The sequence below is a fragment of the Aeromicrobium sp. NPDC092404 genome, from assembly GCF_040684095.1.
GTDB lineage: Bacteria > Actinomycetota > Actinomycetes > Propionibacteriales > Nocardioidaceae > Aeromicrobium.
The window spans coordinates 386,341-407,952 of record NZ_JBFBFI010000001.1; the positions used below are offsets into that span (position 1 = coordinate 386,341).

A 21,612-nucleotide genomic window follows, 5' to 3' on the forward strand; every position below is an offset into this window, starting at 1 on the left:
GCCTCAGGTCCCGTTGGCGCCGCGAGCCCTCGCGGCGTCCCACTCGCGGTCGCGGATCGCCATGACCTCTTCGCACGCGGCGATGAAGCGGCGGGTCGCCGCGCCCGGCGTGGGATCACCCAGGTAGTGCTCGACGAGGGCGTCACGGTCGGCCTTGGTGGGGTCGGTCGACAGGTGCTCGGCCACGACGGCGGCGAAGTCGTCAGTGGCAGCGAGCTGCGGCACGGTCGCCATCAAGCGGCTCGGCGGGTAGGCGACGAGCGGCCGCGTGACCAGCAGGGGCTTGCCGCTGGGGAGCCAGTTGAGACTCACCGCCGAGACGTCCGTGACGAGCAGGTCGGCATCGGCGAACGACTGCTCGAGGCTGACGTCGGTGTCGACGCGGTCGGCCAGACCACGCACCGCGGCGTCGGCGGCGGCGTACGACGGCCGGATCACGCCGTTGAGGGGGTGCGGCCGGTAGATCACGCGGTAGGCCGAGGACAACGCACGTACGAGGGCCTCGCCGTGGGTCTCGAGCGAGCCGTACGACACGGACGGCTGCGACGCCTCCCAGGTGGGTGCGTAGAGCACGGTCTGGCGACCGTCCGGCGCAGGTCGGGCGGCGACCGGGGCCGCCCCGTCGAGCTGTGGCTGGCCGATCAGGCGGCTGTGCGCCGGAGCGTCGTAGAGCATGACCGCCGAGGCCGTGCGGTCGAGGGCCGCCTGGCCGGCGAGGAAGCACCAGTCGTACGCCTTGACCTGGTTGGAGACCGAGACGCCCTTGTCGCTGTCGCCGTGACCGACGTAGACGTGCACGAGCGACGTGAACCGCAGCGACTCGAAGTTGATCGGGTCGTGGTTGACGTAGAGGGCGAGCTTGACCTCCGACATCGACAAGATCTCGTCGAGCTGGCCGTAACGGGCCAAGGTCACGCAGTCGAAGCCGGTCTCGGCGCGGACGACGGCTGCGGTCCGGGAGTCCTTGAAGACACACACGATCGGGTGGACGCGGTCGAGCTCTCGCAACGCGTGGTACCAGGGGCGGAGCTGGTAGAGGCTGTCCTGCGGGGTCGGGAAGTAGAGCATGACCTGCTGCGTGAAGGGCGTGCCCAGCCGCGGCTCGTCGGTCAGCTTGTCGGGCATGCCGACCGGCAGGAAGCGCGAATGTCGCAGCCGGCCGATCGCCCAGAGCTGGAGCCGACGGGCCAGCCCGACCCGCGCCTCAGAGGCCATGGTCGGTGAAGGCCTTGCCGTCCGTGAAGTGCGGCGCCAGCTTGTTGTCGTACATGCTGAGGGCCGAGCCGATCGCCATGTGCATGTCGAGGTACTGGTAGGTCCCGAGGCGTCCGCCGAACAGCACGTCGGTCTCACCCTTGGCGAGCTCGCGGTAGGCCAGCAGCCGTTCGCGGTCCTGCGGGGTGTTGATGGGGTAGTAGGGCTCGTCGCTGTGCTCCGCGAAGCGGCTGAACTCCCGCATGATCACGGTCTTGTCGCTCGGGTAGTCACGTTCGGGGTGGAAGTGCCGGAACTCGTGGATGCGGGTGTAGTCGATGTCGGTGTCGGCGTAGTTCATGACGGTCGTGCCCTGGAAGTCGCCGACCGGGAGGACCTCGGTCTCGAAGTCGAGCGTGCGCCACGACAGGTCGCCGTGGGCGAAGTCGAAGTAGCGGTCGACCGGGCCCGTGTAGACGATGGGCACCTGACCGACCGTCGCGGCCTTATGATGGGGTTGCGTCTCGTCGAAGAAGTCGGCCTCGAGCGTCACGGTGATGTTGGGGTGGTCGGCCATGCGCTCGAGCCACGCGGTGTAGCCGTCGACCGGCAGGCCCTCGTAGGTGTCGGAGAAGTAGCGGTTGTCGTACGTGTAGCGGACCGGCAGGCGGGAGATGATCTCGGCGCTGAGCTCGCGCGGATCGGTCTGCCACTGCTTGGCGGTGTAGCCCTTGATGAACGCCTCGTAGAGCGGCTGCCCGATCAAGGAGATCGCCTTCTCCTCGAAGTTGCTCGGCTCGCCGGTCAGCATCGAGGCCTGCTCGGCGACCCACGCGCGGGCCTCGGCGGGGGTGAAGGCGGCCCGCTGGAACTGGTTGATCGTGCCGAGGTTGATCGGCATCGGGAAGACCTCGTCGCGGTACGTCGTGTAGACGCGGTGCTGGTAGGGCGTGAAGTCGGTGAACCGGTTGACGTAGTCCCAGACCCGCTTGTTGGAGGTGTGGAACAAGTGCGCGCCGTAGCGGTGCACCTCGATGCCGGTCTCGGGCTCGACCTCGGTGTAGGCGTTGCCGCCGATGTGGGGTCGCCTGTCGATCACCTGCACCTGCAGGCCGAGCTCGCGGGCGCACCGGTCGGCGATCGTCAGCCCGAAGAACCCGGACCCGACGATCAGGAGGTCAGCGGTCATTCGTCAATTGTGCCGGTACGTCGGCCGGATCCATCGGACGCCACGTCTTGTCCCGCCACAGGGCCCGATTGGCCCGGAATCCCCGGGCGAGGTCGCCGAGCCCCTTGAGGGTGTGCTGCACGACCACGAGGCGGAAGACCTCCTTGGCGAGGGTCAGCGCGGTGCCGAGGCCGAACCCGACCCGGTTGAGCTTGCCGTACTCGGCGAAGTACTTGCCGACGTACGCGCGGTTGCGGATCACGTGGAAGCGGAACAGCGGGCTGCCGTCGTTGAGGTGGCGGATGCCGAGGTTGACCTGCTTCTGCTCGCGCTTGCGCTTGAGCACGAACGCGTCGACGTAGACGACGTCGGTGTGCTGCGCGGCCAGCCAGGCGTACGCGGCGTCGTCCCAGGAGATGAAGAACCGCGGATCGGGCAGGCCGATGGCCCGGACGATGTCGGCGCTGATCAGCATGCCCTCGAACGTCCCGGAGTTGGTGACGGCGAAGCCCTCGCGGTTGAACTGCTTGCCGCTGTAGGGCAGCGGCACGCCGAGGAACTCGTTGAACTTGGCCTGCCAGTAGAACGGGGTGCCGTCGAAGTCGTAGCGCCGACCGTGGATGACCTTGAAGCGCTCCATCCACGGCGCGAACTGCTGCAGCGCGTCGGGGAGGATCTCGACGTCGTCGTCCATCAGCCAGACCCAGTCGGCGCCGAGCTCGAGCGCGACCTTGGTGCCCTCGCTGAAGCCGCCCGAGCCACCCGTGTTGGTGTCCAGCCGGTGGTTGACCAGCATCCCGTCGGGGAAGTCTGCGGCCGCGGCTGCGAGGACGTCCTGCGTGTCGTCGGTGCTCGCGTTGTCGACGACGACGATCCGGAACGGGGGAGTGTCCATCGCTGCGGCGCTGGCGAGAAGCTCCTTGAGGTACGTCGATCGGTTGAACGTCACGATCGCGATGGCGATCTTCCCAGGTGCCGAATTCACCCGTGCAACCCTACCGTTGAGCGCCCCTGCCTCCGAATCGCTCGGCTACAGCGCTGGTTCGTCCTCGGAGTCGCCCGGCTCCACGGCGTACGACGTGCCGCGATAGGCGCCACGCTCGGCGTCGGAGCGGGCGATGAAGGCGTCGACCGACGCGGCGAACGCCGCGAGGGTGCGCTGCTCCGGGGGGCCGAGCAGATAGGTCGCCAGCTCGGAGCGGGCACCGGCCTGCAGGTCGGGGGCGGACCGCGTCACGACGTCGATGAACTCCGCGATGCCGCGGCCGTCGCGGCCGATCGTGGTGCCGGCGCCGGTCGACGGGTAGGTCGCCCGGAACGTCGCGTCGTCGTCGTCGGTGTGGTTGAAGACGGCATACGGCTTCTCGCTCGCGAGGAAGTCGCTGACGACGCTGGAGATGTCGGTGACGAGCGCGGTCGCCCGGTTGAACCACTCGTTGATCGAGCCGCCCTTGACGACCCGGTGGTCGATGCCCGTACGCGCCGAGGCGTCGTCGAGCAGGCCGGCGATCCGCGCGAGGACGGCGCGGTACTTGGCGTCGCGCTGTCCGGTGAAGGGGTGCGCCTTGAACACGACCCGGACCGGCGGATCGGCGGCCAGCAGCGCCTGGACGACGCGGACGCCGACAGCGGAGACCGACGAGTACTCCTGGTCGTGGTTGACGCCTTCCCAGGTGGGGGCGTAGAGCACCGTCGGGACGTCTTCGTCGCCGAGCCTGGGCTCGCGCGAGATGCCGTGGACCTGCGGCCGGCCCACGAAGCGGTACTGGTCCTCGTGCACCCCGAGCCCGGACCGCCGGTAGCGGTCCGCCCCGGCCTCGCCGGCGACCCACAGCTCGTCGTACGCGCGGGAGAACGGGTTGTTGGACGCGCTCTTGTCGCTGTCGCCGTGCCCGATGAACGCGCTCATGAGCGTCGGCAGGCGCAGCAGGTGGATGTTGTTGCCGGTGTTGGACGGGTAGAGGGCGACGCGAGCCGACGAGAAGTCGAGCATCAGCAGCTCGCCCGGGTCCTTGAGCTCGAGCGTGGGGATCGACGTCGAGGCCATCTTGGTGAACAGCGGGTGGTCGCGCAGGACGATGAACACCCGGCGATCGAGCGCCTCGAGGCTCTCGAGCCAGGTGTTGATCTGGTAGCCCGCGGCCTCCGGACCGCTCAGGTGCACGACGACGTCGGGCTGGTAGTCGTCGAGGAACTCCTGGATGCGGCGCAGCGGTGCGGTGAATCCCGTGGCCCGCTTCTGCTGGCGGAGCGCCCAGGAGGCCCTGACGTCGGGCACCGTGACCGCGGTCAGCGCAGCCACCGCCACGATGCCGGCGAGCAGGACCGGCAGCCACGGCGTGCCGAACAGCACCGGACCGAGGACCAGCAGCTGGGTCAGCACGACCTCGACGGCCCGGCGGCGGGGAGCGTCGTGGATGCGCGGTGATCCCGGGATGTTGCGGGTCTCCATCGGCTTGAGCGGGCCCACCCGGCGGTACTCCTGGTGCAGTGCCCGGGCGCAGAGCACCAGGGCGTACGCGACCGCCACCACGGTGAAGACCCGCACCGCTGCGGCGCTGTCGAGCTGGTCGCTCACCACCAGCCCGGCGATCACGCGCAGGGCGAAGCGCATCGGCAGGCCGAACGACGCCTGGTCGAGCAGGTCGGAGGCCGTGGACGAGCGAACCTCGAACGGCAGCTCGCCCAGCACCGAGAGGAGCAGGAAGACGAGAGCGCCGATCTCGAGCCCGAGCGCGGCGCAGAGCAGGGCGAGGAAGAGGCAGCCCACCGAGAGCAGGAACCCGGGCAGCTCCTCGGTCCGGCCCAATCGGTGGAATGCGGCCTGAGCAGCACGAACGGGCGAGACCATGCGGACGAAATTATCACGCGTCCTCGGGCCTCCTCTGCGGTAACGTCATGGCGTGCGCGCGCCTCGGAGCCTCCGGATCCCCGCCGCGATCGCGCATCCCGTCCGCCTCCTGCCGCTGACGTTCCTCGCGTTGATCGTCATCGGGACGCTCCTGCTGCTGATGCCGTTCGCCCGCGCGGGGGAGAACGCGCCGGGCTTCATGCCGGCGTTCTTCACCTCCACGTCCGCCGTGACCGTCACCGGCCTCGCAACGGTGGACACCGGGACGTACTGGTCGCCTGTGGGGCAGGGCATCATCCTGGCCCTCGTCGAGATCGGCGGCCTCGGCATCATCGCGCTCGCGACTGTCCTGGGCCTGTTCATCGGTGGGCGACTCGGTCTGCGGACCCGACTCGTCGCCCAGGCCGACATGCACGTGGTGAGCCTCGGCGAGGTCCGCCCGCTGTTCCGCCGGGTCGCGGTGACCATGATCTTCTTCCAGACGATCACCGCCGCGGTGCTGACGATCCGCTACCGGGCCCATTACTTCGACGACCTGTCCACGTCTGTGTGGCACGGCGTCTTCGACTCGGTCATGGCCTTCAACAACGCCGGGTTCTCGCTCAACCGGGACAGCCTCACCGGGTATGCCGGCGACGGCCTGATCATCATCCCGATCTGCATCGCGGTGTTCGTCGGCGCGATCGGGTTCCCGGTGCTGGCCGAGCTGTTCCAGGAGTGGCGGACGCCGGACCGCTGGACGATCCACACCCGGCTGACGGTGTGGGGATCGATCGGGCTGCTCATCGTCGGCGCGCTGGCGTTCCTGGCCCTGGAGTGGAGCAACCCCGACACCTTGGGCGGTCTCGGGTTCTGGCACAAGATCGTGTCCGGCATCGAGGGCGGCATCATGCCGCGCTCGGGCGGGCTCAACAGCTTCGACTGGGGAGCGGTGCGACCCGAGACCTTGAACATCGGCACCGTGCTGATGTTCATCGGCGGTGGCAGCGCGAGCACCGCAGGCGGCATCAAGATCACCACGTTCCTGCTGCTGGCCTACGTGATCCTCGCCGAGCTGCGCGGCGATCCCGACGTCACGATCGGCAACCGGTCGATCAGCTCCGTGGTCATGCGGTCGGCGCTCACGATCGCCCTGCTCGCGGTGATGCTGGTGTCCGTCACGACCCTTCTGCTGATGCTCATGACCGACGTCGAGTTCGACGCCGCGTTGTTCGAGTCGACGTCGGCGTTCGCCACCGTCGGCCTGAGCACCGGCATCACTCCCGACCTGCCGGCCAATGCCCAGATCGTGCTGATCGGCTTGATGTTCCTGGGCAGAGTGGGCACGATTACGGCTGCGTCCGCGTTCGTCCTTCGACGCCATGTCCCGAGGTATCACCTTCCCGAGGAGCAACCGATCATTGGCTAAGAGCGCGGAATCCCCAACTGCTCCTGTCCTGGTCATCGGGCTGGGGCGCTTCGGCTCGTCCGTCGCCAAGTCGCTCGTACGGCTCGGGCACGAGGTGCTGGCCGTCGACGAGCGACCCGAGATCGTCCAGAAGTTCGCCGGCGACTTCACCCACGTGGTGTCCGCCGACAGCACCGACACCGAGGCGCTGCGCCAGATCGGTGCCGAGCAGTTCCGCCGCGCCGTGGTCGGCATCGGCACCGACATCGAGGCCAGCGTGCTGACCGTGCTGAGCCTCTCGGACCTCGGCGTCGCCGAGATCTGGGCCAAGGCCATCAGCGGCAAGCACGCGGCGATCCTCGAGCGCGTCGGCGCCACCCACGTCGTACGCCCGGAGTCCGACATGGGCAAGCGGGTGGCGCACCTGGTGACGGGCACGATGACCGACTACATCGAGTTCGACGACGGGTTCGCGATCGCCCGTACGCGCACCCCGCAGGTCGCCTGCGGCAAGACCCTCGCCGAGTCGGCGCTGCGCCAGAAGTACGGCATCACCGTCGTCGGCGTGAAGACGCGCGGCGAGGACTTCACCTACGCCCGCCCCGAGACCTCGATCGCTCACTCGGACGAGCTCATCGTCTCCGGCCCGACCCACAAGGTCGAGGTCTTCTGCGCGCTGCCTTGACCGCGGGCGTCCGCTCACGGACGTCGGGGTGCGGGTCAGGTGAACCGGGAGTAACGTCCCGGGAGGGAACCCGCCAGGGGGGCGGGTGACGCCCTGGGAAGACGGGGGAACTCCAGTGCTGCACACCGCCGACGACACGTTCAGGCTCGACGCGGACTTCTTCGACTACACGATCGTCGCGATCTACTTCGTGGTCGTGCTCGGGATCGGCGTCATGGCCCGCCGTCAGGTCTCGACGAGCCTCGACTTCTTCCTGTCCGGCCGTTCCCTGCCCGCGTGGGTGACCGGACTGGCGTTCATCTCGGCCAATCTCGGCGCGGTCGAGATCATGGGCATGTCCGCCAACGGTGCCGAGTACGGCATGGCGACGGTCCACTACTTCTGGGTCGGCGCGGTGCCCGCGATGCTGTTCCTCGGCATCGTGATGATGCCGTTCTACTACGGCTCCGGCGTCCGCAGCGTGCCGGAGTTCATGCGCAAGCGCTTCGGCACCGGGGCACACCTGGTCAACGCCATCAGCTTCGCCGTGGCTCAGCTGCTGATCGCGGGCATCAACCTCTACCTGCTCGCCACGATCGTCAACCGGCTCCTCGGCTGGTCGCTCTGGATCTCCTTGGTGGTCGCTGCGGCGGTCGTGCTGTCGTACACGGCGCTCGGTGGACTGTCCGCGGCGATCTACAACGAGGTGCTGCAGTTCTTCGTGATCGTCGCCGCGCTGCTGCCGCTGACGATCATCGCGCTCCACAAGGTCGGCGGCTGGCAGGGCATCCAGGACAAGGTCAAGGCGGGTGCGGGGCAGGCCGGCTCGTCCGGCGAGCAGCTCTCGTCGTGGCCGGGCACCGACCTCACCGGCATCGACAACCCGGTCCTGTCGGTCATCGGCCTGGTGTTCGGGCTCGGCTTCGTCCTGTCGTTCGGCTACTGGACGACCAACTTCGTCGAGGTGCAGCGGGCCATGGCCTCCGAGTCGATCTCAGCGGCCAAGCGCGCACCGATCATCGGCGCGTTCCCCAAGATGTTCATCCCCTTCATCGTCATCATCCCGGGCATCATCGCGGCGATCATCATCCCCGAGCTGGCGAAGCTCAAGGCCGGTGAAGCCTCCGGGGACGTGAAGTACAACGACGCGATCCTGCTGCTGATGCGCGACCTGCTGCCCAACGGCATGCTCGGCATCGCGATCGCCGGCCTGCTGGCGTCGTTCATGGCCGGCATGGCGGCCAACATCTCGGCCTTCAACACGGTGTTCTCGTACGACCTCTGGCAGCAGTACGTCAAGAAGGACGAGGAGGACTCGTACTACACCGGGGTCGGCCGCATCGCGACCGTCGCCGCCACCGTCATCGCGATCGGCACCGCGGGAATCGCGTCCAACTACTCCAACCTGATGGACTACCTCCAGACGCTGTTCGGGTTCTTCAACGCCCCACTGTTCGCGACGTTCATCCTCGGCATGTTCTGGAAGCGCATGACGGCCACGGCCGGCTGGACCGGTCTGGTCTCCGGCACGCTCGCAGCGGTCCTGGTCGCCTTCCTCAGCGAGGACTCGTTCGGCAGCGCCAGCATCGGCGTGCTCGGCATCTCCGGCCAGGGCGCCAGCTTCGTGGCGGCCGGCGCCGCGTTCGTCGTCGACATCGTGGTCAGCGTCATCGTCACGATGGTCACCCGGCCGAGGGCCGAGTCCGAGCTCAAGGGCCTGGTCTACTCCCTGACCCCGAAGGAGTCCCTCGTCGACCCGGACGAGGTGCACCTGCCGTGGTACCAGTCACCGCCCAAGCTGGCCGGGATCGGGCTCGTGATCGTCATCGTCCTCAACGTCATCTTCCGATAGGAGTCCGACATGGCTGAACCTGGCAAACGTACTGTCGGCTTGTTCGACATCCGCATCATCATCGGTGGACTGATCGGTCTCTACGGGGTGATCCTCACGCTCCTGGGCCTTTTCAACGCCAGCGACGAGGAGCTCGCTCGTGGCGACGGGCTCAACATCAACCTGTGGGCAGGCCTCGGGATGCTGGTGGTGGGCGTGGGATTCATCGCGTGGGCGCGGCTCCGTCCCGTGATCGTCCCCGACGACACCGAGGAGTAGACCATCGCCGCAGCTTCCTGCGTCATACGTGGTGAGGGTCCCGGGCCGCAGCTCGTGTGACGCAAGGCGGGGCGGGGGAGGACCCGCGCGCCCGGTAACATTCGGGCGGTGACCACGCCTGATCTGAGCCCTGCCTCCTACCGCTACACGAGTGCGCTCGCAGGCGAGATCGAGCAGCGGTGGCAGGATCGCTGGGCCGCCGAGGGCACGTTCGAGGCGCCCAACCCCGTCGGCGACCTCGCCGGCGACGCCACGGGCGACAAGTTCTTCATCATGGACATGTTCCCGTACCCCTCGGGTGCGGGACTGCACGTCGGCCACCCGCTCGGCTACATCGCGACGGACGTCGTGGGCCGTTACCGCCGCATGCGCGGAGACAACGTCCTGCACGCCCTCGGCTACGACGCGTTCGGCCTGCCGGCCGAGATCCACGCGGTGCAGACCGGTGAGCACCCCCGGACCAACACCGAGTCCAACATCGCCAACATGCGCCGGCAGCTGCGGCGACTCGGGCTGGCACACGACCCGCGCCGCAGCTTCGCGACGATCGACCCCGACTTCATGCGGTGGACGCAGTGGGTCTTCATCCAGATCTTCGAGTCCTGGTACGACCAGGAGCAGGGCCGGGCCCGGCCCATCAGCGAGCTGCGCGCCGACTACGAGTCCGGCGCCCGTACCGCTCCTGACGGCACGGCGTGGGCCGACCTCACGCCGATCGAGCGGAGCGTCCTGATCGACTCCGTCCGCCTGGCGTACGTGGACGAGTCCCCGGTCAACTGGTGCCCCGGGCTCGGCACGGTGCTCGCCAACGAGGAGGTCACCGCGGAGGGCCGCAGCGAGCGCGGCAACTTCCCGGTCTTCACCCGCAACCTGCGTCAGTGGAAGATGCGGATCACGGCCTACTCCGACCGCCTCATCGACGACCTCGAGCGCGTCGACTGGCCCGACTCGGTCAAGAACATGCAGCGGAACTGGATCGGCCGCTCGCACGGAGCGCGCATCAGCTTCCCCGTCGAGGACCTCGCGACGCCGATCGACGTGTTCACGACCCGGCCCGACACGATCTTCGGGGCGACCTACATGGTCCTGGCGCCGGAGCACGGGCTGGTCGACGACCTCACGGCAGACGCGTGGCCGGCCGAGACGCCTCGCACGTGGACCAACGGCGCCGAGACGCCGGCCGAGGCGGTGTCGGCCTATCGAACGATGGCCGCCGCCAAGACCGATCTCGAGCGCCAGGAGAACAAGGAGAAGACCGGCGTCTTCACCGGGGCGTACGCGACCAACCCGGTCAACGGGGCGCGCATCCCGGTCTTCATCGCCGACTACGTGCTCACGGGCTACGGCACCGGCGCGATCATGGCGGTGCCGGGCGGCGACGAGCGCGACCACGAGTTCGCGGAGGCGTACGGGCTGCCGATCGTCCACACGGTGCAGCCGCCCGAGGGGCACGAGGGTGCCTTCACCGGGCAGGGCGTCGTCATCGGCTCCACCAACGACGAGCTGGCCCTCGACGGCATGTCGATCGACGAGGCCAAGGCCGCGGTGATCGCCTGGCTCCAGCTGCACGGGGCCGGGGAGGGCACGACTACCTACCGCCTCCGCGACTGGCTGTTCAGCCGCCAGCGCTACTGGGGCGAGCCGTTCCCGATCGTGTACGACGACCTCGACCAGCCGATCGCCGTACCCGACTCGATGCTGCCGGTCGAGCTGCCCGAGGTGCCCGACTACTCGCCCAAGACGTACGAGCCGGAGGACGCCGAGAGCAACCCGGAGCCGCCCTTGGCTCGCGTGCCGGAGTGGGTCAACGTCGAGCTCGACCTCGGTGACGGCCCCAAGACCTACCGGCGCGAGACCAACACGATGCCCAACTGGGCCGGTTCGTCGTGGTACGAGCTGCGCTACGCCGACCCGCACAACGCAGAACGGCTCGTCGACCCCGAGAACGAGCGCTACTGGCTGGGCCCGCGCAAGCCGGGGGAGACCGGTGGCGTCGACCTGTACGTCGGCGGGGTCGAGCACGCGGTGCTGCACCTGCTCTACGCCCGGTTCTGGCACAAGGTGCTGTTCGACCTGGGCCACGTGTCGAGCGAGGAGCCGTTCCACAAGCTGTTCAACCAGGGCTACATCCAGGCGGACGCGTTCAAGGACGCGCGTGGCGTCTACGTCGAGGCGGCCGAGGTCGAGGAGCGGGTCGACGACTCGGGCACGAAGACCTACTGGTTCGGCGACGAGCAGGTCACCCGCGAGTTCGGCAAGATGGGCAAGAGCCTCAAGAACGCCGTGACCCCGGACGAGATGTACGAGTCGTACGGTGCGGACACCCTGCGGGTCTACGAGATGTCGATGGGGCCGATGGACGTCTCGCGGCCGTGGGAGACCCGGGCGGTCGTCGGCGCGCAGCGCTTCCTGCAGCGGGTGTGGCGTCTGCTGGTCGACGAGGACAGCGGCGAGCTGCTGGTCGACGACGCCGATCTGGACGCGGCGACCCTGCACGTCCTGCACGTCACGATCGAGGGCGTCCGCAGCGACATGGAGGGCATGCGGTTCAACACGGCTGTCGCCAAGCTGATCGAGCTCACCAACCACCTCACCAAGGCAGGCGTGCGCAGCCGAGCCGCGGTCGAGCCGTTGGTCCTGATGCTCGCGCCCCTCGCCCCGCACCTGGGCGAGGAGCTCTGGTCCCGCCTGGGTCACCCCGACTCGCTGACGCACGCGCCGTTCCCGACCGCGGATCCGGCGCACCTCTCCGCAGCATCCGTGACCTGCGTCGTGCAGGTGCTGGGCAAGGTGCGCGGCAAGCTCGAGGTGAGCCCGGACATCTCGGACGACGAGCTCACCGCGCTCGCACTCGCCGAGCCCAACGTCGTACGCTCGATCGACGGTCGCGAGATCCGCAAGGTCATCGTGCGGGCGCCCAAGCTCGTCAGCATCGTGGTGTGAGTCGCCCTTCGCGACTCGCCCGGTGGCTGCGTCGGCGGCCGGATACGATCTCCCGCATGACCATCGGCATCGTGACGGACTCGACGTCCTCGCTGTCGCCCGCCGACGCCGAGCGCGAGGGCATCTCGGTGGTCCCGCTGCAGGTCATCATCGGTGCCGAGACCTACACCGAGGGCGTCGACGTCACGGCCGACATGATCGCCGAGGCACTCGCGTCGTTCGTGCCGGTCAGCACCTCGCGTCCGACCCCTGACGACTTCCTCGCGGTGTACGAGCGTCTGGCGGCCGACGGGGCCGAGGCCGTCGTCTCGGTGCACCTCAGCGCCAAGATGTCCGGCACGCTCGACTCCGCGATCCTGGCGGCCAAGCAGGCGTCGGTGCCCGTGACCTGCATCGACTCGACCCAGGTCGGGATCGCGACCGGCTTCGCCGCCGGCCGGGCAGCTCGCGCCCGCGATGCCGGCGAGGACGCGGCGGGTGTCGCCGAGGCAGCACGCGGGGCCGGTGAGTCCTCCACGGTGCTGCTCTACGTCGACACGCTCGAGTACCTCAAGCGTGGCGGGCGCGTGGGCGCCGCCGCCGCCCTGATCGGCTCAGCTCTCGCGGTCAAGCCGATCCTCACGCTCACGGACGGCCTCGTGGTGCCGCTCGAACGCGTACGCACCCAGGCCAAGGCGCTCGCCCGGCTCGAGGCGCTGGCCGTCGAGAAGGCCACGGCGTGCGACAACGGTTTCGACATCGGCGTCCAGCACCTCGCGAGCCCCGGTGTGGCGACGTCCGTCGCCGAGCGTCTCGCCGCCGCCTTGGGGCTGGACACGATCGGGGTCGACGAGGTCGGAGCGTCGATCGGCGCTCACGTCGGACCCGGCATGATCTCCGTGACCGTCACCCCGCGCTGAGCGGTGACCTGGTCGCCGATTCGCCCGATCGGCGGTGACCTGGTCGCCTCTCACGCCTGCTGATGGGCGACCAGCCCACCGCTCCCGGATGGGGTCGGAGGTTTTCCACCGGGCGTACGTCTTGGCGCATCGTCCACAGCCTCCCTCCGGGAGCAGGCGCGACACCTCCCGCCCTGCCTAGCGTCGACGTGTGAAGCGGCGACCTCCCCCTCCCACCGACGAGACGCGTGCGGAGATCGCGCGCCGCAGGCTCGCCCAGCTCGCTGCCTCGTTCGACGCCGAGCTGCCGCCGGCCGACGAGCCGGAGCAGGCTGCCGCGCGCCGCACCGTCGAGCTGCCGCACGTCCGGGTCCTGGCCACGATCGCCGTCGCAGCCTCGGTGCTGCTGGTGTGGTGGCTGCTGTCCGGACGGCCGGAGACCAGTGAGCCGGCTGCCCCCTTGGCCTTCGCCGAGACCAGCGCGCCGGCCGGTGCCGCCAAGGCCACCGATCCGGAACTGATCATCGACGTGGTGGGCAAGGTCCGCAAGCCCGGCATCGTCACGCTCCCCAAGGGGTCGCGTGTCTATCAGGCGATCGAGGCCGCCGGAGGTCTCAAGGGCCGCGTTGACACCGCATCGCTCAACATGGCGCGCATCCTGACGGACGGCGAGCAGATCCTCGTCGGCCTCGAGCCCGTGGGAGCGGCCCCCGCGCCGGCCACAGGCGGCGGCGGTTCTCCCGCGTCGGGCACCGGCGCCACGGTCAATCTCAACACCGCGACCGCCGAGCAGCTCGACACCCTGCCCGGCGTCGGGCCGGTCACCGCGCAGGCGATCCTCGACTGGAGGGAGGAGAACGGCCGATTCGGGTCCGTCGAGGACCTGCTCGACGTCAAGGGCATCGGCGACGCCACGCTCGCTGAGCTGCGCGACCACGTCTCGGTGTGATGCACGACCTCCGGATGGTCCCGCCGGCTCTGGTCGCGTGGGGCGCGGCTGCGTGGCTCGTCACGGCCGGTTCGCGCATCGGCGTGGTGGTGGCAGTCATCGCCGTGACCGCGGGTGCCGGGCTGACGAGATGGCGCCCGCGTCGGGGGCTCGTCTGGGTGCTCACCGCGGTCTGCCTCGCGGCGGTCGCAGCCTCCACCGCGTGGCGCCTGGCGACGGTCGAGCACTCGCCCCTGGCCGAGCTCGCGGTCCAGCGCCGTCTGGTGACGCTCGACCTCGAGGTGCGTCGCGACGCGCGCACGTTCACGCATCATGGGCACGAGTCCGTCGTCGTCGAGGTCCTCGTCCGGCGTGCCGTCAGCCGCGATGTCGACCTCGACACCCGGGACCACGCGACCGCCTTCCTCGACGGGGGTGCCGGCGACCTGGTGGTGGGGCGACGATTCACGGCCACGGGGCGGCTCGCTCCTTCCGAGGCGTCGGACGAGGCCGCCGTCATCGACATCGTCAGCCGTGGACCCGCCGACCGGGCGACCTGGTGGTGGGAGGCGTCGGAGCACGTGCGAGAGGGCGTACGGCAGGCGGTGACGCCGGTCGGCGACGAGCCGGAGGCTCTCGTGCCCGCGTTGGTCGACGGCGACGACGGCCGGGTCAGCGACAAGGTCGAGGAGGACTTCCGCCGGGCCGGTCTCACGCACCTGATGGCCGTCTCGGGCACCAACCTGACGATCGTGCTCGCCGTCGTGATGGGCGTCGGTCGGGCGGCGGGCGTCCGCCGCCGCGGGCTCTGGATGCTCGCCGCGGTGTCGATCATCGCCTTCGTGCTGCTCGCGCGGCCTGACCCCAGTGTCGTGCGTGCAGCCGCGATGGGGGCTGTGGGCGTCGCCGCGCTGGGATTCGGCGCGCGTGGTGGCGTTCGCGCGCTCGCCTGGGCCGTCGTCGGCCTGCTCTTCCTGGACCCTTGGCTGTCCAGATCGGCAGGCTTCATCCTTTCGGTCACGGCGACGGGCGGGATCCTGCTGCTCGCGCCGCCGCTCGCGCGCCGGCTCGAACGGTGGATGCCACGGTGGTGCGCCCTGGCGATCGCCGTCCCGATCGCCGCCCAGCTGGTGTGCACGCCGGCGATCGCTGCTCTCTCGGGGGAGGTCTCCCTCGTCGCCGTCGTCGCGAACCTGCTCGCGGCACCCGCCGTCGCACCGGCGACCGTGGCCGGTCTCGTCGGCGGGCTGCTGGCCCTCGTGTCGCTGCCGCTCGGACACCTCGCGGGCATCGCTGCCGGGGCGTGTGCCAGCTGGATCCTGACGGTGGGGCACCGGGCGGCGGCGCTCGACGCCGCGGCGCTCGAGTGGCGCTCGCCGTGGCAGTGGCTGCTCGTGCTGGTGCCCGTGGCCACCGCGGCGATCGTCGCGGTCTCCTCCAGGCCGGTCCTGTTCATCGGCCTCTCGGCGGGCCTGCTCGTGGCCGTGTGGCGGCCGCCGGAGACGGGTTGGCCGCCCGACGGATGGGTGATGGTCGCGTGCGACGTGGGGCAGGGTGACGCGACGGTGCTGCCCGCAGGCGACGGTTCAGCCGTGGTCGTCGACGCCGGCCCGGACCCGACGGCTGTCGACCGTTGCCTCGACCGGCTCGACATCGATCGCGTACGCCTCATGGTGTTCACCCATGCACACGCCGACCACGTCGACGGCTGGCCGGGGGTGTTGGGCGGGCGGACGGTCGACCAGGTCGCGGTGGGTCCGACCGGCGGGCCGGCTGCCGCTGCGATCCCACGGCACGTCACGGCGCCGGGGGAGTCCTTCACGATCGGCGACGTCACGGCCGAGGTCGTGTGGCCGGTGGCGACCGGCCCGGTCCGCGCCTCGGGCGGTGAGGGGTCGGCGGCCAACGACGCCAGCGTCGTGCTGGCCGTACGGGTCCGGGGGGTCCGCCTGATGCTGTCCGGCGACATCGAGCCGGACGCCCAGCAGGGCATCCTCCGCGAGGACCGCGACCTCGCCGCGGACGTCCTCAAGATGCCGCACCACGGCAGCGCCCGGCAGTCCGAGGCATTCTTCGAGGCGGTCGGGGCGAGGCTCGTCACGATCAGTGCCGGGGAGGACAACGACTACGGGCACCCCGCCGGCGCGGCCCTCGCCTTGATGCGCGCCCAGGGGATGCGGTGGTGGCGCACCGACACCGACGGCGACATCGCGATCGTCGAGCGTGACGGTCGGCTTCTCGTCGTCACTCGCGGATAGTCTGTGTCCGTGGCCTCGGCATTCGGCAAGATCCTGCTCATCACCGGCAACGCCGAGTTCCTTGCCGATCGCACCCGTGCGCGCGCCGTCAAGGCCGTCACCGCTGAGCATCCTGACTGCCAGGTGGCCGAGGCCACCGCGTCCGGGCTGCAGCCCGGTGAGCTCGCCGGGCTGACCAGTCCCTCGCTGTTCAGCGACGTGAGCGCGCTGGTCCTCACCGAGCTCCAGGACCTGCCGGACGTCGCCCAGGCCGAGCTGCTCGCCTACGCCGCCGAGACCTCGCCCGACATCGCCGTCGTGCTGGTCCACGGCGGTGGCACCAAGGGCAAGGGGCTGCTCGACAAGCTGCGCAAGCTCGGCAGCGTCAGCGAGGTCAAGCTCGAGCAGCCCAAGTACGAGCGCGACTACGCCCGCTGGGTCTACACCGAGATCCGCGACCTCGGTGCCCGCATCGACGAAGAGGCGGCGACGCTTCTCGTCGCCGCCGTCGGCCAGGATCTCCGTGCCCTCGGTGGAGCGGCCGACCAGCTCGTCGCCAACCTCGACAAGGGCGCGGAGATCAGCGCCTCCCTCGTACGTCAGTACTTCGGCGGACGTGCCGACGTGCGTGGCTACGAGATCGCCGACGCCGCGATCGACGGCCGCATCAACGTCGCGCTCGAGGCAGCGCGCTGGGCCGAGACGGCCAAGGTCGCTCCCGTGCTGATCACGAGCGCGTTCGCGAGCGGTCTGCGGTCGCTGGCCAAGCTCGCCAGCGCCCCCGACGGCATGCGTGACAACGACCTGGCTGCGCACATCGGCGCTCCGCCGTTCAAGATCCGCTCGATGCGACAGCAGCTGCGGTCGTGGGAGCAGGACGGTCTGGCGCACGCGCTCGGAGCCGTGGCTCAGGCCGATCTCGACGTCAAGGGCGGTTCGGCCGATCCGGCGTATGCCATCGAGCGGATGGTGCTCCAGGTCGCGGCGTCCCGCCGGCGCCACTGATGGCGACGCAGGTGGGGGAGCCGCAGGCGGCCTCGACCTCACGTGCGGGGCGCGTCGAGGCGGTCGACCTGGCCCGGGGCTTCGCCCTGCTCGGCATGATGCTGGTGCACCTCGCCGCCTTCTGGGTCGACCGGGACCCGCCACTGGGCCACATGATCTTCGGCGGACGGGCCGCGCCGCTGTTCGCGCTGCTGGCGGGGACCGCGCTCATGCTGGTGCACGAGCGCGACGCCCGTGGTGCCGGGTCGGTGCGGGCCACGACGATCCGGGCGGTCCTGCTGATCGCCCTCGGACTCGGCCTGGGTTCGCTGGACGACCTGCCGATGCTCGTCATCCTGGCCTACTACGGCCTCCTGATCATGGTTGCGCTGCCGTTCCGCCGGCTCTCGGCACGGTCGCTGCTGCTGCTGGCCGGAGTCTGGGTCGCGGTGGCCCCGGTGCTGGTGATGTGGGCCAAGATCGAGCACGCACCCGTCGAGGCGGGGCAGGCCGAGCTGTCGGACCTCGAGCATCCCGTCGACCTGTTCATGGAGATCGTCGTCTGGGGCGCCTACCCGGCCGCCGTCTGGTTCGCGTACGTCCTCGTGGGCCTCGCGGTCGGGCGGCTCGACCTGCGGAGCGCCTCGGTCGCGGCACGGCTCGCGGGCGTGGGCGCCGCACTCGTGGCAGCCACCCTCGCGACGGGATGGCTGCTGATCGAGGGCGGTCTGGTCGACGATCGCTACGAGATCGGTTGGCGCCAGCTCTTCGCCCCGAGCTTCTGGCCGTTCGAGCCGGCCAGGTGGAACGACCTGCTGCAGGTCGGCGAGCACACGTCGACGCCTCTCAACGTCCTCGGCGCGATCGGCTCGGCGCTCCTCGTCGTCGGACTGTGCTCCCTCGCGCTCAGGGTGTCGTGGATGCGGCGGCTGTTGATGCCCGTCCGGGCAGCCGGCGCGATGACGCTGACGCTCTACACGATCCACGTGCTCTGGTCCTGGCGGCTGCGGGTCGACGCGATCAACGATCCCGGGCCGTTCGCGCTCGAGGGCAGCTACCGCGACTGGCTGCTGCAGGTCGTGGTGCTGCTCGTGGCCGCGGCCCTGTGGCAGCGGTTCGTCGGCAAGGGACCGCTCGAGTGGCTCATGCGCCGCCTGTCGGTGTGGGGCAGGCGCTCCCGGGCATGAAAAAAGCCGCCCCGAGGGGCGGCTCAGTTCGGGGCGTGCGTCAGAGCGACGCGGCCTTCTTGGCAATGGCCGACTTGCGGTTGGCTGCCTGGTTCTTGTGGATGACCTTCTTGGAGGCCGCCTTGTCGAGCTTCTTGGTGGCCTCGCCGGCGAGCTTCTTGGCGTCGTCGGTGTTGCCGGCCGTCACGGCCTCCTCGAAGCGGCGAACGGCGGTCTTGAGGGCCGAGCGCACGGACTTGTTGCGCTCGCGAGCCAGCTCGTTCTGCCGGTTGCGCTTGATCTGCGACTTGATATTCGCCACGGGGCAAACCTGTTTCTCTCGAATGTGGTGGATGCTGCGAAAAGTGGTTGGACGTGCCGGGGCACGCGACCGCCAACTCTATCAGTGGACGCCCCGCCCCCTCAAATCCGGCGAGGGCGGGCGCGTGGCACGAGCATGCCCGGGGTGATGGGACAATGGACGCATCATGAGCACCAGCCCCGTTCCCCAGCCCGGGGCCACCGACCCGCAGGTCCTGCGCAACTTCTGCATCATCGCGCACATCGACCACGGCAAGTCGACGTTGGCCGACCGCATGCTGCAGCACACCGGTGTCGTCGACGGCCGCGACATGAAGGCCCAGTACCTCGACCGCATGGACATCGAGCGCGAGCGCGGCATCACGATCAAGAGCCAGGCCGTACGCATGCCGTTCACCAAGACCAGCGGCGACGACGCCGGCACGGTCTACGTCCTCAACATGATCGACACCCCCGGGCACGTCGACTTCACGTACGAGGTCAGCCGCAGCCTCGAGGCCTGCGAAGGCGCGATCCTGCTGGTGGACGCCGCCCAGGGCATCGAGGCGCAGACCCTGGCGAACCTCTACCTCGCGATCGACGCGGACCTCGACATCATCCCGGTCCTCAACAAGATCGACCTGCCGGGCGCGCAGCCCGAGAAGTACGCCGCGGAGATCGCCGGCATCATCGGTGGCGACCCCGATGACGTCCTGCGGGTCTCGGCCAAGACCGGCCAGGGTGTCGAGGAGCTGCTCAACCTCATCGTCGACGAGGTGCCTCCGCCCAAGGGCGACCCCGATGCGCCGCCGCGCGCGCTGATCTTCGACTCGGTCTACGACACCTACCGAGGTGTCGTGACGTACGTCCGCGTCGTCGACGGCAAGCTCTCGCACCGCGACCGCATCAAGATGATGTCGACCGGAGCCGTCCACGAGATGCTCGAGGTCGGTGTCATCTCGCCGGAGCCGGTCAAGGCCAAGGAGATCGGCGTCGGCGAGGTCGGCTACCTCATCACCGGCGTCAAGGAGGTCCGCCAGTCCCGCGTCGGCGACACCGTGACCTCCAACGTCCGTGGCGCGACGGAGCCGCTCGGCGGCTACAAGAACCCCAACCCCATGGTCTTCGCCGGTCTCTACCCGATGGACGGAGACGACTACCCGACGCTGCGCGACGCGCTCGAGAAGCTGCAGCTCAACGACGCCGCCCTCGTCTACGAGCCGGAGTCGTCCGGCGCGCTCGGCTTCGGCTTCCGCATCGGCTTCCTGGGTCTGCTGCACCTCGAGATCGTCCGCGAACGGCTCGAGCGTGAGTTCAACCTCGAGCTGATCTCGACCGCGCCCAACGTCGTCTACCGCGTCGACATGGAGGACGGCAAGGAGCACCTCGTCACCAACCCGTCGGAGTACCCCGACGGCAAGATCGACAAGGTCTACGAGCCCGTCGTCCGCGCCACGGTGCTCAGCCCGACGGACTACATCGGCACGATCATGGAGCTCTGCCAGGCCCGCCGCGGCCAGCTCATCGGCATGGACTACCTGTCCGAGGACCGCGTCGAGATCAAGTACACCCTCCCCATGGGCGAGATCATGTTCGACTTCTTCGACGCGCTCAAGAGCCGCACCAAGGGCTACGCGTCGCTCGACTACGAACCGACCGGCGAGCAGGCCTCCGACCTGGTCAAGGTCGACGTGCTGCTGCAGGGCGAGGTGGTCGACGCCTTCAGCGCGATCGTGCACCGCGACAACGCGTACGCCTACGGCGTCTCGCTGGCGTCCAAGCTCAAGGAGCTCATCCCGCGCCAGCAGTTCGAGGTGCCGATCCAGGCCGCCATCGGCGCCCGGGTCATCGCCCGCGAGAACATCCGCGCGATCCGCAAGGACGTGCTCGCCAAGTGCTACGGCGGCGACATCTCCCGCAAGCGCAAGCTTCTGGAGAAGCAGAAGGAGGGCAAGAAGCGCATGAAGATGGTGGGTCGCGTCGAGGTCCCGCAGGAAGCCTTCATCGCCGCCCTCTCCACCGGCGACGTCGACAAGTAGCTCCCACTCCGCGATTCGTCGACGCACAGGGGTCAACGCGGCGGCGAGACGCCTGATACCTCACAAATCGGGGACGGTGCGCGGATAGGGTCTGACCATGTCGTTCGTCGAGTCCGTCAATGTCGGCCACACGGTCGACGTCCCGTGGGGACAGCTCAAGCGCACGGCGATCGACAAGCGTCCGGTCGACCGCGCGGTGCACGTGCACACGTACGGCGTGGGGCACGACGAGATCGCCGACCTGCAGCACCACGGTGGCCCGATCCAGGCGGTGTACGCCTACGCCCGCGAGGATCTCGACGTGTGGCAGGGGATCCTCGGCCGCGAGCTGGTGCCGGGACAGTTCGGCGAGAACCTCACCACGCGGGGGATCGACCTCAACGCCACGCGGGCCGGCGACCGGTGGCGGGTCGGCGGGGCGCTCCTGGAGGTCTCGGGTGTCCGCATCCCGTGCTCGGTGTTCCAGGGCTTCCTCGGTGAGAAGCAGTGGGTCAAGCGCTTCATGCTCGAGGGCCGGCCCGGGCCCTACCTCAAGGTCGTCGAGCCCGGCACGGTCCGCGCCGGTGACCCGATCGAGGTCGTCGAGCGCCGCGATCACGACCTGACGGTCGCGTTGGTGTTCCGGGCCCTGACCACCGAGCGGCACCTCGTGCCACGCCTCGCCGAGGAGCCGCGGCTGGACGATTTCGTGGCTCGACGGCTGGGGACTGTGAGTTCTGCCACGGCCTCGTGACTCCTAGGTAAGTTAGGGTGATCCGCACCA

At 69.5% G+C, this 21,612-nt stretch carries 17 protein-coding genes; 12 read left to right on the top strand and 5 right to left on the bottom strand.

Annotated features, from left to right (window positions below; all coding sequences use genetic code 11):
* Positions 1-3 precede the first annotated feature (3 nt).
* From AB0N22_RS01995 to AB0N22_RS02010, 4 genes are read right to left on the bottom strand one after another with little or no spacing between them, the layout of a single operon-like run.
* Positions 4-1,215 (bottom strand): CDP-glycerol glycerophosphotransferase family protein, encoded by a 1,212-nt coding sequence (locus AB0N22_RS01995; RefSeq protein ID WP_364635363.1) that lies wholly within the window; start codon positions 1,213-1,215, stop codon positions 4-6.
* On the bottom strand, positions 1,205-2,383 hold the full coding sequence (gene glf, locus AB0N22_RS02000; protein ID WP_364635366.1) for a UDP-galactopyranose mutase: 1,179 nt from the start codon (positions 2,381-2,383) through the stop codon (positions 1,205-1,207). Before glf ends, AB0N22_RS01995 begins: the two co-directional genes overlap by 11 nt.
* A complete protein-coding gene (locus AB0N22_RS02005; protein ID WP_364635369.1) occupies positions 2,373-3,347 on the bottom strand; it encodes a glycosyltransferase in 975 nt (324 codons plus the stop codon). The genes glf and AB0N22_RS02005 overlap by 11 nt, the downstream gene beginning before the upstream one ends.
* Positions 3,348-3,392: 45 nt before the next feature.
* Entirely contained in the window at positions 3,393-5,213 is a 1,821-nt protein-coding gene (locus AB0N22_RS02010; protein ID WP_364635372.1) for a CDP-glycerol glycerophosphotransferase family protein, read from the bottom strand.
* Positions 5,214-5,265: 52 nt separating this feature from the next.
* Here AB0N22_RS02010 and AB0N22_RS02015 point away from each other — a divergent pair, with 52 nt between their 5' ends.
* The 10 genes from AB0N22_RS02015 (at position 5,266) to AB0N22_RS02060 (ending at position 18,531) form a co-directional block, all read left to right on the top strand.
* Positions 5,266-6,621 (top strand): potassium transporter TrkG, encoded by a 1,356-nt coding sequence (locus tag AB0N22_RS02015; RefSeq protein WP_364635374.1) that lies wholly within the window; start codon positions 5,266-5,268, stop codon positions 6,619-6,621.
* Positions 6,614-7,285 (top strand): TrkA family potassium uptake protein, encoded by a 672-nt coding sequence (locus tag AB0N22_RS02020; RefSeq protein ID WP_364635377.1) that lies wholly within the window; start codon positions 6,614-6,616, stop codon positions 7,283-7,285. The genes AB0N22_RS02015 and AB0N22_RS02020 overlap by 8 nt, the downstream gene beginning before the upstream one ends.
* 115 nt (positions 7,286-7,400) lie before the next feature.
* Entirely contained in the window at positions 7,401-9,116 is a 1,716-nt protein-coding gene (locus tag AB0N22_RS02025) for a sodium:solute symporter family protein (RefSeq protein WP_364635380.1), read from the top strand.
* A gap of 9 nt (positions 9,117-9,125) precedes the next feature.
* Positions 9,126-9,374 carry a hypothetical protein gene (locus tag AB0N22_RS02030; protein WP_364635383.1) on the top strand — a complete coding sequence of 83 codons (249 nt, stop codon included), beginning with the start codon at positions 9,126-9,128 and terminating at the stop codon, positions 9,372-9,374.
* A gap of 108 nt (positions 9,375-9,482) precedes the next feature.
* The gene (gene leuS / locus AB0N22_RS02035) at positions 9,483-12,317 is read left to right on the top strand and encodes a leucine--tRNA ligase (RefSeq protein ID WP_364635386.1); all 2,835 of its coding nucleotides are present in this window, start codon (positions 9,483-9,485) and stop codon (positions 12,315-12,317) included.
* A gap of 56 nt (positions 12,318-12,373) precedes the next feature.
* Complete coding sequence (locus tag AB0N22_RS02040) at positions 12,374-13,216, top strand: DegV family protein (RefSeq protein WP_364635389.1); 843 nt, start codon at positions 12,374-12,376, stop codon at positions 13,214-13,216.
* Positions 13,217-13,406: 190 nt separating this feature from the next.
* Entirely contained in the window at positions 13,407-14,144 is a 738-nt protein-coding gene (locus tag AB0N22_RS02045) for a helix-hairpin-helix domain-containing protein (RefSeq protein ID WP_364635392.1), read from the top strand.
* Positions 14,144-16,381: a ComEC/Rec2 family competence protein gene (locus AB0N22_RS02050; RefSeq protein WP_364635394.1), complete on the top strand. Its 2,238-nt coding sequence runs from the start codon at positions 14,144-14,146 to the stop codon at positions 16,379-16,381. The genes AB0N22_RS02045 and AB0N22_RS02050 overlap by 1 nt, the downstream gene beginning before the upstream one ends.
* A gap of 9 nt (positions 16,382-16,390) precedes the next feature.
* A complete protein-coding gene (gene holA / locus AB0N22_RS02055) occupies positions 16,391-17,365 on the top strand; it encodes a DNA polymerase III subunit delta (protein ID WP_364635397.1) in 975 nt (324 codons plus the stop codon).
* Positions 17,365-18,531, top strand: coding sequence for a DUF418 domain-containing protein (locus AB0N22_RS02060; RefSeq protein WP_364635400.1), 1,167 nt, complete (start codon positions 17,365-17,367; stop codon positions 18,529-18,531). The genes holA and AB0N22_RS02060 overlap by 1 nt, the downstream gene beginning before the upstream one ends.
* Before the next feature lie 40 nt (positions 18,532-18,571).
* On the opposite strand, the gene rpsT is transcribed toward AB0N22_RS02060, so the two are convergent.
* A complete protein-coding gene (gene rpsT / locus AB0N22_RS02065; protein WP_056212949.1) occupies positions 18,572-18,832 on the bottom strand; it encodes a 30S ribosomal protein S20 in 261 nt (86 codons plus the stop codon).
* A 166-nt stretch (positions 18,833-18,998) separates the two neighbouring features.
* On the opposite strand from rpsT, the gene lepA reads away from it, so the two are divergent.
* Together lepA and AB0N22_RS02075 are read left to right on the top strand one after the other, a co-directional pair.
* A complete protein-coding gene (gene lepA / locus AB0N22_RS02070; RefSeq protein WP_364635404.1) occupies positions 18,999-20,849 on the top strand; it encodes a translation elongation factor 4 in 1,851 nt (616 codons plus the stop codon).
* A gap of 97 nt (positions 20,850-20,946) precedes the next feature.
* Positions 20,947-21,582, top strand: a complete 636-nt coding sequence (locus AB0N22_RS02075; RefSeq protein ID WP_364635407.1) for an MOSC domain-containing protein — start codon at positions 20,947-20,949, stop codon at positions 21,580-21,582.
* Positions 21,583-21,612: the final 30 nt, after the last annotated feature.

Coding starts and splice junctions, on each gene's coding strand:
- AB0N22_RS01995 (WP_364635363.1), bottom strand. CDS start 1,215: ATGGCCTCTGAGGCGCGGGTCGGGCTGGCCCGTCGGCTCCAGCTCTGG.
- glf (WP_364635366.1), bottom strand. CDS start 2,383: ATGACCGCTGACCTCCTGATCGTCGGGTCCGGGTTCTTCGGGCTGACG.
- AB0N22_RS02010 (WP_364635372.1), bottom strand. CDS start 5,213: ATGGTCTCGCCCGTTCGTGCTGCTCAGGCCGCATTCCACCGATTGGGC.
- AB0N22_RS02030 (WP_364635383.1), top strand. CDS start 9,126: ATGGCTGAACCTGGCAAACGTACTGTCGGCTTGTTCGACATCCGCATC.
- AB0N22_RS02040 (WP_364635389.1), top strand. CDS start 12,374: ATGACCATCGGCATCGTGACGGACTCGACGTCCTCGCTGTCGCCCGCC.
- AB0N22_RS02050 (WP_364635394.1), top strand. CDS start 14,144: ATGCACGACCTCCGGATGGTCCCGCCGGCTCTGGTCGCGTGGGGCGCG.
- AB0N22_RS02060 (WP_364635400.1), top strand. CDS start 17,365: ATGGCGACGCAGGTGGGGGAGCCGCAGGCGGCCTCGACCTCACGTGCG.
- lepA (WP_364635404.1), top strand. CDS start 18,999: ATGAGCACCAGCCCCGTTCCCCAGCCCGGGGCCACCGACCCGCAGGTC.
- AB0N22_RS02075 (WP_364635407.1), top strand. CDS start 20,947: ATGTCGTTCGTCGAGTCCGTCAATGTCGGCCACACGGTCGACGTCCCG.